The following is a 16,021-nucleotide window of genomic DNA, read 5'->3' as shown; positions in this document are numbered from 1 at the left end:
GGACATCATGAGCTCACAGCATTTTTTGATCCGCCGGGCCAATGTTCTCGGCGAAAACGTCGTCGACCTGCGAGTCGAAGACGCCACCATCACCGAAACAGGAACCGACCTTCCGGAGCGTGACGCCGAAGTCATCGAAGCGGAGGGCCTGATCGCCCTCCCAGGCCTCGTCGATGTCCATACTCACCTTCGGGAACCAGGCCGCGAGGACGCGGAAACGGTCGAAACCGGGACGCGAGCCGCAGCAGCGGGGGGATATACCGCCGTCTGTGCGATGGCGAATTCACAGCCGGTGGCCGACACGGCAGGTCTGGTCGAACAGGTGTGGGAACTCGGCCGCGCGGCAGGGTGGGCCGACGTCCACCCCATCGGCGCCGTGACGGTGGGTCTCCAAGGTGAACGGCTCGCCGAGATCGGGGCCATGGCTGATTCGCGGGCCCAGGTCCGCATGTTCTCGGACGACGGCAAGTGCGTGCATAACGCGTTGCTGATGCGCCGTGCCCTGGAATACGTCAAGACCTTCGACGGCGTCGTCGCCCAACATGCTCAAGAGCCTGCACTGACCGAAGACGCCCAGATGAACGAGGGAAGTGTGTCGGCGGACCTGGGGTTGGCCGGTTGGCCGGCGGTCGCGGAGGAGGCGATCATCGCCCGTGACGTCCTATTGGCTCAGCATGTCGGTTCTCGCGTGCACATTTGCCACGTTTCCACCAAGGGGTCGGTGGAAATCATTCGCTGGGCCAAGGAGCGCGGCATTGATGTCACCGCCGAGGTGACACCGCACCACCTGGTGCTCACGGATGAGCTCGTGCGGACTTACGACCCGGTGTACAAGGTCAATCCGCCCCTCCGTACACGAGAAGACGTGGAAGCGTTGCGGGCGGCCGTTGCCGACGGAACGATCGACGTGATCGGAACCGATCATGCCCCGCACCCCCTCGAGGCCAAGGAATGTGAGTGGTCCACCGCGGCGATGGGTATGACGGGGCTCGAAACGGCCTTGTCCATTATTCAGATGACCCTCGTGGAAACCGGCACGATCGGTTGGTCCGATGTTGCTCGAATTATGTCCACCGTCCCAGCTCGCATCGCCCGTATCGATGATCAGGGCCGCCCCCTCGCCCAGGGGGAACCCGCGAATATGGTGCTCGTCGACCCCGAAGCTCGCCGAACGGTTGACCCTCAAACCCATGCTTCTAAGGGACGTAATTCGCCGTACAAGGCGATGGACGTTCCTGGCCAAGTCCGAGCAACCTTCCTCAAAGGTCACCCGACCGTGCTGAACGGCTGCTTGGCTACACCGCGCAATGCTGGCGCGGAGAATTAGGAAAAGATGTCTGTCAACCACCTGCTGACGTTGGTCTCTTCGTTGATCTTGGCGGCCTTGGTATTCGCCCTGATTGCCTGGGGATGGCGCTCCCGAACCACAAGACAGGCCGGAATCGCTGACGTACCTCACGTTCCCCAGGAACTCGAGGGAAGCACCGCGGAATTCGCCTGCCACGTCCAATACGTTTGCACCACCACCGCCGGAGACTGGCTGGACAGAATTGCGGTTCACGGCTTGGGCGTGAAATCCAATGGCCAGGCCTTGGTTTATCCGGAGGGCCTGATCGTGACTCGCGATGGCTCCCGAGACCTCTGGATCCCTCGGGATTCCATCGAGGTGCTTCGACGCGAATCCGGCATGGCCGGAAAATTCGTCGAGAAGGACGGGTTGGCCGTCATCTCGTGGCGTCTCGGCGACCGGCTGGTGGACACCGGGCTACGAACCCGACGAGCCGCCGATACTCCTGAGCTGTTGGACCGTCTACGAGCACATGTTCCGGACGCTGCCACCGCTCTTCCCGCACCTCACCAGAACCAGGACACTGAGGCCTCCGGGCCGTCTGTAGAAACCACTAGGAAGTGAATTCATGACACATGCACAGCAGCCCGCGAATCGGGCCGTACTGGTTCTCGAAGACGGCACGACGTATCGCGGCCGAACCTACGGTGCAACGGGGGAGGCCTTTGGAGAGGCCGTTTTCTCCACGGGCATGACCGGTTATCAAGAGACCCTGACGGATCCCTCGTATGCGGGGCAGATCGTCGTGCAAACCGCTCCTCACATTGGCAACACCGGCGTCAACGCCGAAGACGCCGAGTCACGTCGCATCTGGGTCAGCGGATACGTCGTACGAGATGCTGCCCGACGGCCCTCAAATTGGCGCTCCGAGCGATCGTTGGATGAGGACCTCACCGCACAAGGTGTGGTTGGCATTCAGGGTGTGGACACGAGGGCCCTGACCCGTCACCTGCGAGATTCGGGTGCCATGCGCTCTGGGATCTTCAGTGGCGAGCAGGCCCAACTCTCACACGAGGAGATGATCCGCCGAGTTGTCGCTTCCGCCGAGATGAAGGGGCGCCGGCTCGCGGACGAGGTCAGCGTGACCAGCAAGTACACCGTTGAGCCGCGGGACCACGGATGGAACGGCGAACCGCTTGCTACGCTCGTCGCGGTCGATCTGGGCATCAAATCCATGACACCGCAACGATTTGCCGAGCGCGGGGTGCGGGTCCATGTGGTCCCTGCGAACATCACTCTGGACGAGCTCGTCGATCTGAACGTCGATGGCGCGTTCTTTTCGAATGGTCCTGGCGACCCGGAAACGGCCGATGTCCAGGTCGAGTTGCTTCGCGGAATTCTTCGTCGAGGAATTCCTTTCTTCGGCATTTGCTTTGGCAATCAGCTGTTGGGACGTGCCCTCGGGTTCGGTACCTACAAATTGCCCTTTGGGCACCGTGGCATCAACCAGCCCGTCATGGACCGGACCACGGGTCGCGTGGAGATTACCGCCCAGAACCATGGATTCGCGGTGGACGCCCCGCTCGATGGGCCGGTTACCGCACCCTGCGAAGAATTTGGAAAGGTTGAGGTGTCGCACGTTGGTCTCAACGACGACGTCGTCGAGGGTCTTCGTTGCCTGGACATTCCCGCCTTCTCCGTTCAATATCACCCGGAGGCCGCGGCTGGACCTCACGACGCGGCCTACTTATTCGATCGATTCATCGAGCTCATGACTTCCACCGATGCCGCCAGCCAGAAAGCAGGAAAGTAAACCTATGCCTCGTCGTCACGACCTCAAGAGCGTCCTGGTCATCGGCTCCGGCCCCATCGTCATCGGTCAGGCCGCCGAATTCGACTATTCCGGTACGCAGGCCCTCCGCGTGCTGCGCGAAGAGGGCATCCGAGTCATTCTTGTGAACTCGAATCCGGCCACCATCATGACCGACCCGGAATTTGCCGATGCCACGTACATCGAGCCCATTACGCCGGACACTATTGAGCGCATCATTGAGCGCGAACGACCTGATGCCATCCTTCCGACCCTGGGCGGGCAGACCGCCCTCAACGCGGCGATTGCTCTGGACGACCGCGGAACTCTCGAGAAATTCGGAGTCGAGCTGATCGGTGCCAATATCGCGGCCATCAATCTGGGTGAGGATCGTGAAGCATTCAAGGGCGTCGTCGAGCGTTGCGGCGCCGAATCGGCCCGATCTGAGATCGTTCACTCCATGGAGGAGGCGCTGAAGGCCGCGGAAAAGCTCGGTTATCCCATGGTCGTTCGCCCTTCCTTCACCATGGGTGGATTGGGCTCTGGCATGGCCTATAACGAGGAAGACCTCCACCGCATCGCCGGCGCGGGCATTCAATACAGCCCGACTTCGGAGGTTTTGCTCGAGGAGTCGATCCTCGGGTGGAAGGAATACGAGCTCGAGATGATGCGCGACAAGAACGACAACGTCGTGGTCGTGTGCTCGATTGAGAATTTTGATCCCGTGGGTGTTCACACCGGCGACTCGATCACGGTGGCTCCGGCCTTGACCTTGACCGACCGCGAATACCAAAAGATGCGCGACGTGGCCATCGCCGTGATCCGTGAGGTCGGCGTGGACACCGGCGGATGCAACATTCAATTCGCCGTGGATCCCGTGACGGGCCGCATTGTGGTCATCGAAATGAACCCGCGCGTCTCCCGTTCGTCCGCGTTGGCCTCCAAGGCCACGGGTTTCCCGATCGCGAAGATCGCTACCAAGCTTTCGCTCGGGTACACGCTCGATGAGATCCCCAACGACATCACGCGCAAAACCCCGGCCTCGTTCGAGCCGACCTTGGACTACGTCGTCGTCAAAATTCCGCGGTTTGCCTTCGAGAAATTCCCTGCTGCGGATCCGACTCTGACGACCACCATGAAGTCCGTGGGTGAAGCCATGGCCTTGGGACGCAATTTCACCGAAGCGTTGCAGAAAGCGATGCGATCGCTGGAACAAAAAGGCAGCGAATTTACCTTCGGCAATGACCAGCTGGATCCTGCGAAGCTCGAGGAGCTGGTCGAGTCCTGCAAGACGCCGACGACCGAGCGCATTCATCACGTTCGCCAGGCTCTTGCAGCGGGCGCGAGTGTCGACCGTATGTATGAGGCCACTGGCATCGACCCGTGGTTCTTGGATCAGCTCGTTCTCATCAACGAAGTGGCCGACCTCGTACGCACCGACGGGAATTTGACGCGGGAGACGCTAGAGACGGCGAAGCGTCACGGATTCTCCGACGCCCAGATCGCGGAACTTGTGCATCTCCGGGAGGACGTCGTCCGCGGGGTACGCCACAGTCTCGGCGTCCGTCCCGTGTTCAAGACCGTAGACACCTGCGCGGCGGAATTTGAGGCGTTCACGCCCTACCACTATTCGTCTTACGACCAGGAAGATGAGGTGGCCCCGCACGGGGGACAATCCATCATGATTCTCGGCTCGGGGCCCAACCGTATTGGCCAAGGGATCGAGTTCGACTACTCCTGCGTTCACGCCTCGATGGTTCTGCGGGAAGCCGGCTATGAGACCGTTATGGTCAACTGCAATCCCGAAACCGTTTCTACTGACTACGACATCTCCACGCGCCTGTACTTTGAGCCCCTGACGTTGGAAGACGTGCTCGAAGTCATCGACTCGGAACGGCGTACCGGAGGTCTTCTCGGTGTCTTCGTGCAGCTCGGTGGGCAAACTCCGCTCAAACTTGCTCGGGAACTTCAAGAGGCGGGGGTCCCGATTTTGGGCACGTCGCCAGAAGCAATCGACCTCGCCGAAGACCGTGGAGAATTCTCGCGAGTCTTGGACCGGGCCGGCTTGATTGCCCCGAAGAACGGGACGGCCTCAACGTTCGCGCAAGCAAAGGTGATCGCCGACGAGATTGGCTATCCGGTGCTCGTGCGACCTTCCTATGTATTGGGTGGTCGCGGCATGGAGATCGTCTACGACGAGCAAAATCTGGAGCGTTACCTTTCCCACGCGACCGAGGTTTCACCGTCTCAGCCGGCCTTGATCGATAAGTTCCTCGAAGACGCGATCGAGATCGACGTGGACGCGCTCTACGACGGGACCGATCTCTACATGGGCGGCGTCATGGAGCACATTGAGGAAGCGGGTATTCACTCCGGCGACTCCGCATGTGCACTCCCGCCCGTGACCTTGAGCCCCAGCATCATCGAAAGGGTTCGAAAGGCCACCCGTAGTATCGCCGAAGGTGTGGGCGTCCGCGGACTGATCAACATCCAGTTCGCCGTGGCCTCGAACAACCTTTACGTCATCGAGGCTAATCCGCGGGCATCACGGACGGTTCCGTTTGTGTCCAAGGCGACGGGTGTTCAGCTGGCTAAATCTGCGGCGTTGATTGGTACAGGACGTTCCATCGCTTCTCTCATCGAGGAAGGCCGATTGCCCTCTCACATGGACGGCGCCGATTTGCCGGAGGACACCGCAATTGCCGTCAAGGAGGCGGTATTGCCCTTCAACCGGTTCCGCACCAAGACCGGTGCTGCCGTGGATTCTCTGCTCGGCCCGGAGATGCGTTCCACGGGCGAGGTTATGGGACTCCATGCATTTTTCGACACGGCCTTTGCCAAAGCGCAGGCCGCCGTCGGAAACATCTTGCCGACAGAGGGCCGCGTTTTCGTGACCGTTGCCGACCGTGATAAACGAGCGGCGATCGTCTACGTCAAGATGCTCAAGGAGCTCGGTTTCGAGATCATCACGACGGGTGGGACCGCCATGGTCATGCGGCGCAACGGGATCGACTGCACGGTGGTTTCCAAGCTTCGGGAAGCAGAGGAAGGGGAGCGCACCGTCGTGGACATGATCACCGACGGCGACATCGACCTGATCTTTAACACCCCGTCCGGCGCCGAGGAATCGCGCGGCGATGGTTACGAGATTCGCGCGGCGGCCACGAGCATCGGATGTCCATTGATGACGACGATCTCCGAATTCGGTGCGGCGATCCAGTCCATCGATGCGCAGCGTCGTCACACCTGGGATGTCATGAGCCTCCAGGACCACGAAGCGACCCTGTCCGCAGCCGCTCAGAAGACATCGAAATGAATCGACCGATGACGCAGGCAGGGGATCGCCTCTATGGCGCCATGCAGGAGCTCGGCCCCCTTTGTGTAGGGATTGACCCTCATCCGGGGCTTCTGCGGGATTGGGGGCTTCAAGATTCGGTGGACGGCCTCGAGAGATTCGCCATGACCGTTGCCGAGGCCATGTCGGGGAGAGTCGCCTCGATCAAGCCTCAGGTGGCACTTTTCGAGCGTCACGGTTCCGGGGGCATCGCGGTCCTGGAACGCGTGATCGAGACGATGCGTGGATCGGGGACCGAGGTCATCTGCGATGCGAAGCGTGGGGACATCGGTTCCACGATGGCCGCCTATGCCGACGCATGGCTGGGGGCGTCCTCGCCGTTGGCGGGGGACTTCCTTACCGTGAGCCCGTACCTGGGCTTCGGTTCTTTGGACCCAGCGATGCGTCAGGCCGAGCAATCTAGGAAAGGCACTTTCGTGCTGGCGCTAACCTCTAACCCTGAAGGCGCCGAGGTTCAGCATCAGGGAGTCGAGAAGTCGGTGGCCAAAAGTGTCGTTGAGGCAGCGTATAAAGAGAACGAACGCCACCCTTCGAAGCATGTCGGACCCTGCGGATTGGTCGTGGGGGCAACCGTGGGCGACTCGCTGGACACGCTGGGCATTCATCTCTCTGAGTTCAATGGACTGATCCTCGCTCCTGGATACGGAGCCCAGGGCGCTTCGGAAGAGGATCTTGCTCAGGTTTTCCGGGGATGTCGGGATCAGGTTGTCGTCTCCTCCTCACGTGGGGTTTTACGTCATGGACCGGATACGGATGCGCTGGTCAGGGAAGCGATTGCCTGCAATTCCCGTTTGCGCCAAACCCTGCATGCCGGCTAGGCGCGGGTCCGTGCCGTACGAAGGTATCCTTCGAGGTCAAACAAAGCACGAGATTCGGCGTGTTACTGACTGGTAAGTACGGCATTCCTGGGGTACTTTAGTTTCCATACGTACGGGAATCTTGGGGATTAGTAATTGTTATCTCGTACGCACTGGAGAGGAAGTAACTATGGCTCTACGCCCTCTGACCGACCAGGAACGCGCGGCGGCTCGTGAAAAGGCCAAGCTTTCGCGGCAGGCGCGCGCTAACGCAAAACTCGCGCTTAAGAATCGCGAAATCACCATTGAGCAATTCTTGAAGCGCGCGGATACGGATGAAGCTTTGCAACGCATCCGCGTCGAGGATATGTTGAAATCGCTCCCGAGTATTGGTGAAGTGCGAGCTGCTGCGATCATGCGTGATCTGAGGATCGCACCGAGTCGTCGCCTTCGCGGCCTCGGGGCTCACCAGCGTAAGAATCTCATCGAATACCTCGAAGGGTAGTCCAATGTCAGAGACCCAGTCCCCTAAGTTGACCGTTTTGGCCGGACCGACAGCCGTCGGAAAGGGGACGGTCTCTGCTTACATCCGCGATCACTACCCCGAGGTGTGGTTGTCCATTTCTGCGACGACGCGTGGACCCCGTCCTGGCGAACAAGACGGGGTGCATTATTACTTCGTCTCTGACGAAGAATTCGATTCGATGGTTGACAACCGTCAGATGCTCGAATGGGCCAAGGTTCACAATAACCATCGGTACGGAACGATGCGTCGCATGGTGACGGAGGCATTGGACGCAGGACGCCACGTGCTCCTGGAAATCGATATTCAAGGCGCTCGGCAGGTACGCAATGCGATGCCCGAAGCAAATATGATCTTTCTCGCGCCGCCGAGCTGGGATGAGTTGGTTCGTCGTTTGCGGACGCGCGGCACGGAAACGGACACCGAACAGCGTGTTCGATTGGAGACGGCCAAGGAAGAATTAGCTGCCGAGCCCGAGTTTGACGAGACGATCGTCAACGACACTGTGGAAAAAGCGGCGGCCGAGGTCGTGAAGATCATGGGAATTGAATCTGCGACACAGCGGAGCTGACGCGACCAATCCGGGTACGGTGAATCGTGGTCCGACGGCCGGTCGAAACCACGCTGGGGCCGACCAGGGTGCAATCCTAGGCATACGGTTGTATCATGGACTTTTAGTTTTGCCCGAGGCCCCACAGGTGGCCGTCGGATGATTATCGGGCGATCGGCCCGGTACATACCCATCAACGTCACGGGAGAAATTCTTGGCACTTTCCGAACATGAAGGCATCATCGATCCCTCGGTGGATTCACTCCTCGAGAAGACCGATTCTAAATACGGTCTGGTGATCTTCGGTGCTCGCCGTGCTCGTCAGATCAATGCCTACTACTCGCAGTTGCAGGAAGGCCTCTTCGAGCACGTGGGTCCGTTGGTCGACACGTCCTTGAACGAGAAGTCTCTCTCCATCGCGATGCGCGAGATTGAAAACGATGTCATCGAGGTGAAGCACGTCGAGGGAGGCCGCTTCAACGAGAACGGTCAAGTCATCTCCGACGACCAGCCCGTGGCTGACTTCTTTAACTCTGAGATGTTCGCACAGGAGTCCGAATCTGCGGACGCCTTCGTGCAGTTCAGCGAAGAGAACTCGGATCAGTCCGAGTAACCTCCGAAACCGGGTAGGAGTGCCCGGACGGCACCCGTTAGACTAAACGGGTGCGAATAATACTCGGAATCGGTGGAGGCATCGCGGCGTACAAGGCCGCGATGCTTCTGCGTTTATTCAGTGAACAAGGGCATGACGTCGTGGCCATGCCCACTCGGTCGTCGTTGAATTTCGTTGGAGCTGCCACCTGGGAAGCCCTCTCCGGCAACCCCGTTCGTACCTCAGTCTTCGAAGATGTCGACTCGGTAAACCATGTCCGACAAGCAGAAATGGCCGAACTCATCGTCGTTGCCCCGGCTACCGCGGACCTCATGTCCAAGGTCGTCACCGGGCGAGCCGACGATCTCCTGACTGCTACGATCCTGACCGCGACGTGTCCGATCGTTTTTGCCCCGGCCATGCACACTCAGATGTGGAACAACCCGGCGACGCGCCGCAATGTGGCCCAATTGCGTCGGGACGGATTCACCGTGATTGAACCCGCCGTCGGGCGACTGACCGGTCGGGATTCAGGTGCTGGCCGACTTCCGGAGCCAGCCGAAATTCATCGACAGGCCCTTGCCGTATTGACTAGCCAAGGAACCGAGAATCCGGACCTGACGGGGCGGCGGATCGTCGTCACGGCCGGAGGAACCCGCGAAGCGCTGGACCCCGTACGTTATCTCGGTAACCGATCCTCTGGTCGGCAAGGCATCGCGATAGCCCAGGCTGCGGCAGATCTCGGTGCCTCGGTAGACCTGATTGTGGCCCACCTTGAGGTTGAGGCGCCTGAACCGACGGAACGACTTCGAGTTCACCGGGTTTCTTCAGCCCTGGAGCTCGAGTCTTCGGTCCACGCGTCGGTCCTGGGGGAGGACTCCGCCGACGCCGTCGTCATGACAGCCGCAGTAGCGGATTTCCGTCCGAAATCCATGGCCACAACAAAGATCAAAAAGGATCCGGACGCCGACGATGCTCCGAGCATCGAATTGGTGCGGAACCCAGACATCCTCAAGGGCCTGGTGGATTCACGGCGTCGAGGGGAGCATTCCGCCTTTTTGGTGGGTTTTGCCGCTGAAACGGGGTCGCCCGAGCACTCGGTCGCAGAATTGGGGGAGGCGAAATTCCGGTCGAAAGGATCGGACATGCTTGTGGTCAACGAAGTCGGTTCGGAACTGGTGTTTGGGCGCGACGAAACCGCGGCCACGATCCTCGTCGCAACCAACGATGGAATTGCATCCGAATCTGTTTCCGGCCCCAAAGCCGTGCTTGCGAGACGTCTCATGACGCGGGTGGCGTCACACCTCAATATTGGCTCATAGGGCCCGAGGTTTTGAAGCAAACGGGTAGAGTGATCGAGTGACTTCCAAAGATAATCAGCATCTTCGCCTCTTCACGTCCGAATCAGTGACCGAAGGACATCCGGATAAGATCTGCGACCAGATCTCCGACTCGATCCTCGACGCCCTCTTGACGGAAGACCCCATGTCGAATGTCGCCGTGGAGACGATGGTTACCACGGGTCAGGTCATGGTGGCCGGTGAGGTCACGACTCGCGGCTACGTCGAAATACCCAAGATTGTGCGTGACACGATCTTGGACATCGGCTACAACTCCTCAACCCGCGGATTCGATGGTGAATTCTGCGGTGTTTCGGTGTCGATCGGTGAGCAGTCACCTGACATTAACGCGGGCGTGTACACCTCACTGGAAACCCGTGACGGCACGGCCAGCGATGATCTTGACCGCCAAGGCGCGGGGGACCAGGGCATCATGTTCGGCTATGCGAGCAACGAAACCGAAGCGTTGATGCCCGCTCCGATCTGGATCGCGCATCGGCTTTCTGAGCGGCTAACCAAAGTTCGGAAAGATGGAGTCCTTCCTGATCTTCGTCCGGACGGGAAAACTCAGGTCACGTTGGGGTATGACGGCAACACCCCGGTTTCCGTCGACACAGTAGTCCTCTCTAGTCAGCACGACGAGAAGTACGATCTCCGAACCCTTGAAGAAGAGGTTCGACGTTTCGTCATCGATCCGGTGCTAGCGGATCTCGACCTGGATATCGATGGGGCCAAATACATCATTAACCCGGCCGGGCAATTTGTTCAGGGCGGTCCGGTCGGCGATGCCGGGCTGACCGGACGGAAAATCATCGTGGACACGTATGGTGGAATGTCACGTCATGGCGGTGGCGCCTTCTCGGGTAAAGACCCCTCGAAGGTGGATCGTTCGGCGGCCTACGCCATGCGGTGGATCGCCAAAAACGTCGTAGCCGCGGGATTGGCCGATCGCGCCGAGGTGCAGGTTGCTTACGCCATCGGGCGGGCGCGTCCGGTCGGACTTTACGTTGAGACCTTCGGAACGAACCACGTGGACCCGATTCGCATCGAAAAGGCCATTGGCGACGTCTTCGACCTCAGGCCTTTGGCCATCATCAACGACCTTGATTTGCGGCGTCCCATCTATGCGAAGACGGCCGCTCACGGTCACTTCGGCCGCTCTGAACCCGAATTCACGTGGGAGCGGACGAACCGAGTGGACGCTTTGCGGGCAGCCGTTACCCCATGATCGATGAGCCGGAGGGGATCCTTCCGGGCTTGGAAGGGTTGGACGTCGCGTCTTCGGATCCTGGTAGGGAACCCGGCGCCGTGGAGCTTGCCGCAGAGTTACCCGTGGCCAGGGTCGCGATCGATACGCGGGTTCCGCACCTGGACCGACTCTTTGACTATTCCGTTCCGGCTCATCTTGATCACGACGCCCAGCCTGGGGTTCGCGTTCGCGTTTCCTTTCACGGTCGGGAAACGGTGGCTTGGCTCATTGAACGAGTGGCTACCAGTGATGCCTCGGTGAGTCTCCAGGCCTTGCGTGATGTGGTCTCGCCGGTGCGGGCCCTTCGACCCGAGATCTGGGAGCTCTGCCGGTCGGTTGCCGCGCGGAGTGCTGGTTTGGTGTCCGACGTCGTACGTTTGGCGGTGCCGCCCCGAGCTGCCCGGGCCGAACGACAATTTGAGCGTGAGGTTCTGGGGCTCGGACAACAATCACGTTCACAGGGGGCGTCCGAGGGAAAAGCGCAATCCTCCGGTGCGGAGCCCGAGAAAAGTCCCGCGAAAGGGTCTTGGGGCGATGGCTTGGGTAGTGCGGTAGAAACCCATTCCCCTACATGGCTGAAACCTGAGCCAGATGACGACGTTTCCGGCTGGGCCTTGTACCGTGGCGGCGAGAGCTTTCTCGATAGCTTGGCGACGTCGTCGGGGCCACCGGTTCGCGGTGTGATGTCGGTTGCACCGTCCGCCGAATCCGGTTGGGCTCAGCTCGCGGCCCGTGCGTGCGCGGAAACGTTGTCCTCAGGACGCCGAGCGTTAGTCATTGTTCCCGACCGGCGCAGCCTGGATCAGCTGGAATCGGCCGTTAACCGGCTGGTCGACGGGCAACGGATCGCACGGCTTCACCACGAGGACGGTCTCTCGGCACGGTACTCATCGTTTCTGCGGGTCCTGTCGGGTGAAGCCTGGGTGGTGATTGGTACTCGTTCGGCAGCGTTCGCCCCCGTGCCCGAACTCGGAGTCGTGGTCTGCTACGACGACGGCGACGAAAACCTCACCGAGCGACAAGCACCGTATTGTCACGCACGCGATGTCTTGCTCCTCCGGGCGCAGCTCGAAAAATGCTCCTCAGTGTTTTTAGGCTATGCCGTCAGCCCGGAATGTCAGCGTCTCGTCCAGACCGGCTGGGCCCGGTCGATGGCCCCGGCGCGAGAGGATCTCCGGAAGAATTCTCCGCTCATCAGGGCCACCTCTGACTCCTACACGCGGGAACGGGACCCGCTCGCCGCCAGGGCCCGCATTCCGCATTTGGCCTACCAGGTGGCCCGCGAGGGACTGAACCGCGGCCCTGTCTTGATTCAGGTTGCTCGAACCGGCTATGCGCCGTCCTTGGCTTGCTCCCGATGTCGAGAGTCCGCCCGGTGTCAGCACTGCTACGGACCGCTCAGCCTCGAGAAAGACTCCCGCTCCCATGCCGTGTGCCGATGGTGCCACCGCGGGGTCGCACATTGGCAGTGTACCCACTGCGGACATGATTCATGGCGGCTCACGAGCGTCGGCGCACTGCGGACCGCGGAGGAGCTCGGACGCGCGTTCCCTCAAGTCCCGGTGGTTTCGTCCAGCGGAGAGAACATCAAGGCCTCCATAGGCGATTCGCCAGCGCTCGTGGTGGCGACTCCGGGTGCGGAACCCACGGTGCCTGGAGGATACACGGCAGCGCTGTTGTTGGATGGCGATCTCATGTTGTCGAGAGACTCGCTTCGCAATGCCGAATCCGTGCTCAGACGATGGATGAACGCCAGCGCCCTCGTGGCATCCCGAGATCAGGGCGGGCAGGTCGTCTGCACCGCGGAGGATTCCGCAGCCTTAGGGGCACTGATTCGGTGGGACCCGTCGGGATTTGCTTCGCGAGAGCTGGCTGAAAGGCATGAGCTCTTGTTGCCGCCTGCGGTTCGGACCGTTGCCATTACCGGACCCCGAGTATCCGTTGAGGAGTTTGTGCGTGTTCTTCACCTTGACGATTTGGAACCTGCCTCGGGGTTGCGCGTGATAGACCCTGTACCGCTGACCGACGACGAGACTGATGACGATTATCGAGCCATCATCTTCATGTCGTACGGCTTGGCACCCCAAGTCACCGAGCGGCTCCGAAGTACGCGCGCCTCCTTTTCAGCCTCGAAAAAATACCAGTCGGTGCAGATTCGATGCGATGCCCTGGATGTGTTGTAGCCACGATCCTGTCCGCCGGATTCGCCTTAACCTCGACGTCGCTCTCGCGTTGAGGTCGCGAGTCGCACGAGATCTCGAGCGGAGCGGTCCCAACTATCACGCGCGGCATCACGGATCGCATTTTCGACCTGGTTTTTCAGTTCCTGAGGGTCTTCGAGGGAACGCACGGCTTGGGCTAGGGTGCCTTTCTTCTGAAAATCGCAATGTAATGCTCCCGGAGCCACTTCACGGAAAATCGGAATATCCGTGAGTATCCTCGGGGTCCCCTCGGCCGCCGCTTCCGCTACGGGCAGCCCGTAGCCTTCCGCGGAACTGGCGGTCACTAATGCCGTGCAGGTCGCCAGCATGTGTTGATATTCGCTGTCCGTCACGCCGTCGTGAAAGATCACTTGGGCATTTTGGGGGATGAGGCGCAGCAATTCCTCTTTTCGACGAGGATCGAACCGGGACAGCAGATGTAATTCATAATCGGGTAATTCGGCCATTGACGTGATCAGAAGATCCACGCCCTTATACGGCATGGCGGATCCCATATACACCAGGGAACGCTTTCGATGTGGAATCCTCGCCATCGCCTCCTGAAGATCGACGCCAGACCCTTCTGGAGGAGCATTCGAGATGACGTGTAGTGGTCGATGCGTCAGGCGATGCTGGACCATCAAATGGGCCGTGGTCTGGCTGACGGTGACGACGTCATCTGCCCTATTAAGGAGCAAACGCTGCGGCAGGTACGTGCGATGGAATAGTCGCCAACCCCAACGGACCGCGGCCGGAAGGAAACGCGGAGGATCCGGGTGATCGTAGTAGATCAGGTCGTGCAAGGTCAGAATCAAACCGAAACGCCGGCCCCAGGAGCCAATTGTTTGCATCGGGGAGAACAACACGTCCGGCCGATACCGGTTGAGTAGCAACGCGCTGAAAGGTTCAAAAGGGCCGGTGGGGGAGAATCCCTTCACATGAGGGAAGTCAGGCAGTTGGGCCAGCTGTTCGTCGTCGGAAATAACCATGACGACTTTAATCTGGGGATAATTTCCCGAAATAATTCCTCGGTGAAGGGCATGGAGCAGGCTCGCGGTATATCGGCTAATGCCGTCGTGGACCGGCCGAACGTAGCGTGCGTCGATCATGAGCCGCAACTCGTTGGGTTGGCGGGCGAGGGTGTTCACAAAGATCCTCCTACCGTTGAAGGAATGTGTGCTTCCACGAAGGTAGCGATGAGAACGGCGGCCCGCCGTGGTGTCTCGTAATGGATGAGGTGCCCCACCTCGGGAATGACGTGCAGATCGGCGCGGGGGAAGAGTGCGGCGAGTCGCTCCTGCGCAGGGACCGATCCCAAATCATCGTGTTCGGCCACGATGAGCGCGGTCGACACCTGGACGTGAGCGGCGGCGTCGGTCACCGTGTCGCGAATGGAGGACTCGTAGGCCTGAAGGACGACGTCGCGGGAAGCGAAGGAACCGAAATAGGCGTCGTGCTGGCCGTTGATGAAGCGTCTCAGCCGAGGATCGCGATTTTTCATCATGAGTTCCGACGAGATGCGGGTGACCCAAGAGGAGCGAATCAGCCGATCGCCGATGGCGGCCGGCAGGGCCGCGCAGGCCCGATAGAAGGCCGAGGCCGCCAGGGACGGAATCCTTGCCGAGGATTCCAGCGCAGGTTCACAAATGGGGTTGATCAGAGCGAGTGCTTCGACGCCGTCCGGTGAATGAGCTGCCGTTCGCGCCGCTACGACCGAGCCGAAGGAATGCCCGACCAGGACGATGGGCCGCGGACGGAGCTGTTGGATGAGAGCGGCAATGACATCCGCGTACGTCTCGGAGGAATGTGTTCTGTCAACCAGAGGCTCCGATGTTCCGAATCCAGGGAGGTCGGGGACGACGACGTCCCATTCCGTGGACAGCTCCTGTGCGATGAGCGCCAAGCCGTGATGATCTCCGCGGAAGCCATGAACCATGAGAATGAGTGGAGAGTCTACGAGAGCTTCCGAGCGAGGAGCTGTGTACGTCCAGTAGCGAACGCGGCTGCCGTCGAATTCCAGGCTCGACTCTTGAGGCAACGTGAAGTTCTGAGGAACATCCTCGAAGACGGACGATGGGGTGGTTCGAGTCACGCTACTCCTCATGGGTCGACGACGGGTTCGCCTTTACTTCGGAACCGGCCGATTCTCACGATACAAGCCGGATCGTCGAGCATGCGTCATCAGGGTTAGACTGTGGACTATTCCCGATGGCAGGCCCTCTTCTGGGTGCTTCCTGCTCATCACGACGTACAACCCCACCAGCGCAAAGGAAACACTGTGCCTCAATCGGTTGGAGAGAATCCTTCACGAGCCCT

At 60.2% G+C, this 16,021-nt stretch carries 13 protein-coding genes; 11 read left to right on the top strand and 2 right to left on the bottom strand.

Going from position 1 to position 16,021, the window contains the following annotated elements; all coding sequences use genetic code 11:
* Positions 1 to 7 precede the first annotated feature (7 nt).
* From B9Y51_RS09750 to B9Y51_RS09700, 11 genes are all read left to right on the top strand, one after another.
* Positions 8 to 1,327, top strand: a complete 1,320-nt coding sequence (locus B9Y51_RS09750; protein WP_085529535.1) for a dihydroorotase — start codon at positions 8 to 10, stop codon at positions 1,325 to 1,327.
* A gap of 6 nt (positions 1,328 to 1,333) precedes the next feature.
* Positions 1,334 to 1,912, top strand: coding sequence for a PH-like domain-containing protein (locus B9Y51_RS09745; protein ID WP_085529534.1), 579 nt, complete (start codon positions 1,334 to 1,336; stop codon positions 1,910 to 1,912).
* A 4-nt stretch (positions 1,913 to 1,916) separates the two neighbouring features.
* Positions 1,917 to 3,101: a glutamine-hydrolyzing carbamoyl-phosphate synthase small subunit gene (carA, locus tag B9Y51_RS09740; protein WP_048678386.1), complete on the top strand. Its 1,185-nt coding sequence runs from the start codon at positions 1,917 to 1,919 to the stop codon at positions 3,099 to 3,101.
* Positions 3,102 to 3,105: 4 nt separating this feature from the next.
* Positions 3,106 to 6,414 (top strand): carbamoyl-phosphate synthase large subunit, encoded by a 3,309-nt coding sequence (gene carB / locus B9Y51_RS09735; RefSeq protein ID WP_085529533.1) that lies wholly within the window; start codon positions 3,106 to 3,108, stop codon positions 6,412 to 6,414.
* A complete protein-coding gene (gene pyrF / locus B9Y51_RS09730) occupies positions 6,411 to 7,271 on the top strand; it encodes an orotidine-5'-phosphate decarboxylase (protein ID WP_245826137.1) in 861 nt (286 codons plus the stop codon). The genes carB and pyrF overlap by 4 nt, the downstream gene beginning before the upstream one ends.
* Before the next feature lie 169 nt (positions 7,272 to 7,440).
* Positions 7,441 to 7,755 carry an integration host factor, actinobacterial type gene (gene mihF, locus B9Y51_RS09725; protein ID WP_048678382.1) on the top strand — a complete coding sequence of 105 codons (315 nt, stop codon included), beginning with the start codon at positions 7,441 to 7,443 and terminating at the stop codon, positions 7,753 to 7,755.
* A 4-nt stretch (positions 7,756 to 7,759) separates the two neighbouring features.
* Positions 7,760 to 8,344 carry a guanylate kinase gene (gene gmk, locus B9Y51_RS09720; RefSeq protein ID WP_048678381.1) on the top strand — a complete coding sequence of 195 codons (585 nt, stop codon included), beginning with the start codon at positions 7,760 to 7,762 and terminating at the stop codon, positions 8,342 to 8,344.
* A 193-nt stretch (positions 8,345 to 8,537) separates the two neighbouring features.
* Complete coding sequence (gene rpoZ / locus B9Y51_RS09715) at positions 8,538 to 8,936, top strand: DNA-directed RNA polymerase subunit omega (protein ID WP_048678379.1); 399 nt, start codon at positions 8,538 to 8,540, stop codon at positions 8,934 to 8,936.
* Positions 8,937 to 8,986: 50 nt separating this feature from the next.
* Entirely contained in the window at positions 8,987 to 10,237 is a 1,251-nt protein-coding gene (gene coaBC / locus B9Y51_RS09710) for a bifunctional phosphopantothenoylcysteine decarboxylase/phosphopantothenate--cysteine ligase CoaBC (RefSeq protein ID WP_085529532.1), read from the top strand.
* A gap of 37 nt (positions 10,238 to 10,274) precedes the next feature.
* Positions 10,275 to 11,483, top strand: a complete 1,209-nt coding sequence (gene metK, locus B9Y51_RS09705; protein WP_048678376.1) for a methionine adenosyltransferase — start codon at positions 10,275 to 10,277, stop codon at positions 11,481 to 11,483.
* Positions 11,480 to 13,687, top strand: a complete 2,208-nt coding sequence (locus tag B9Y51_RS09700) for a primosomal protein N' (protein ID WP_085529531.1) — start codon at positions 11,480 to 11,482, stop codon at positions 13,685 to 13,687. Before metK ends, B9Y51_RS09700 begins: the two co-directional genes overlap by 4 nt.
* A gap of 26 nt (positions 13,688 to 13,713) precedes the next feature.
* Here B9Y51_RS09700 and B9Y51_RS09695 read toward each other — a convergent pair whose 3' ends face one another.
* On the bottom strand, positions 13,714 to 14,853 hold the full coding sequence (locus B9Y51_RS09695; RefSeq protein WP_342742331.1) for a glycosyltransferase: 1,140 nt from the start codon (positions 14,851 to 14,853) through the stop codon (positions 13,714 to 13,716).
* Entirely contained in the window at positions 14,850 to 15,797 is a 948-nt protein-coding gene (locus B9Y51_RS09690; RefSeq protein ID WP_245826135.1) for an alpha/beta fold hydrolase, read from the bottom strand. The genes B9Y51_RS09695 and B9Y51_RS09690 overlap by 4 nt, the downstream gene beginning before the upstream one ends.
* Positions 15,798 to 16,021: the final 224 nt, after the last annotated feature.

It is taken from the genome of Kocuria massiliensis (assembly GCF_900169715.1).
GTDB lineage: Bacteria > Actinomycetota > Actinomycetes > Actinomycetales > Micrococcaceae > Rothia > Rothia massiliensis.
Note: the sequence above shows the minus strand (reverse complement) of the source record. Positions and strands in the feature narration are given on the sequence as shown.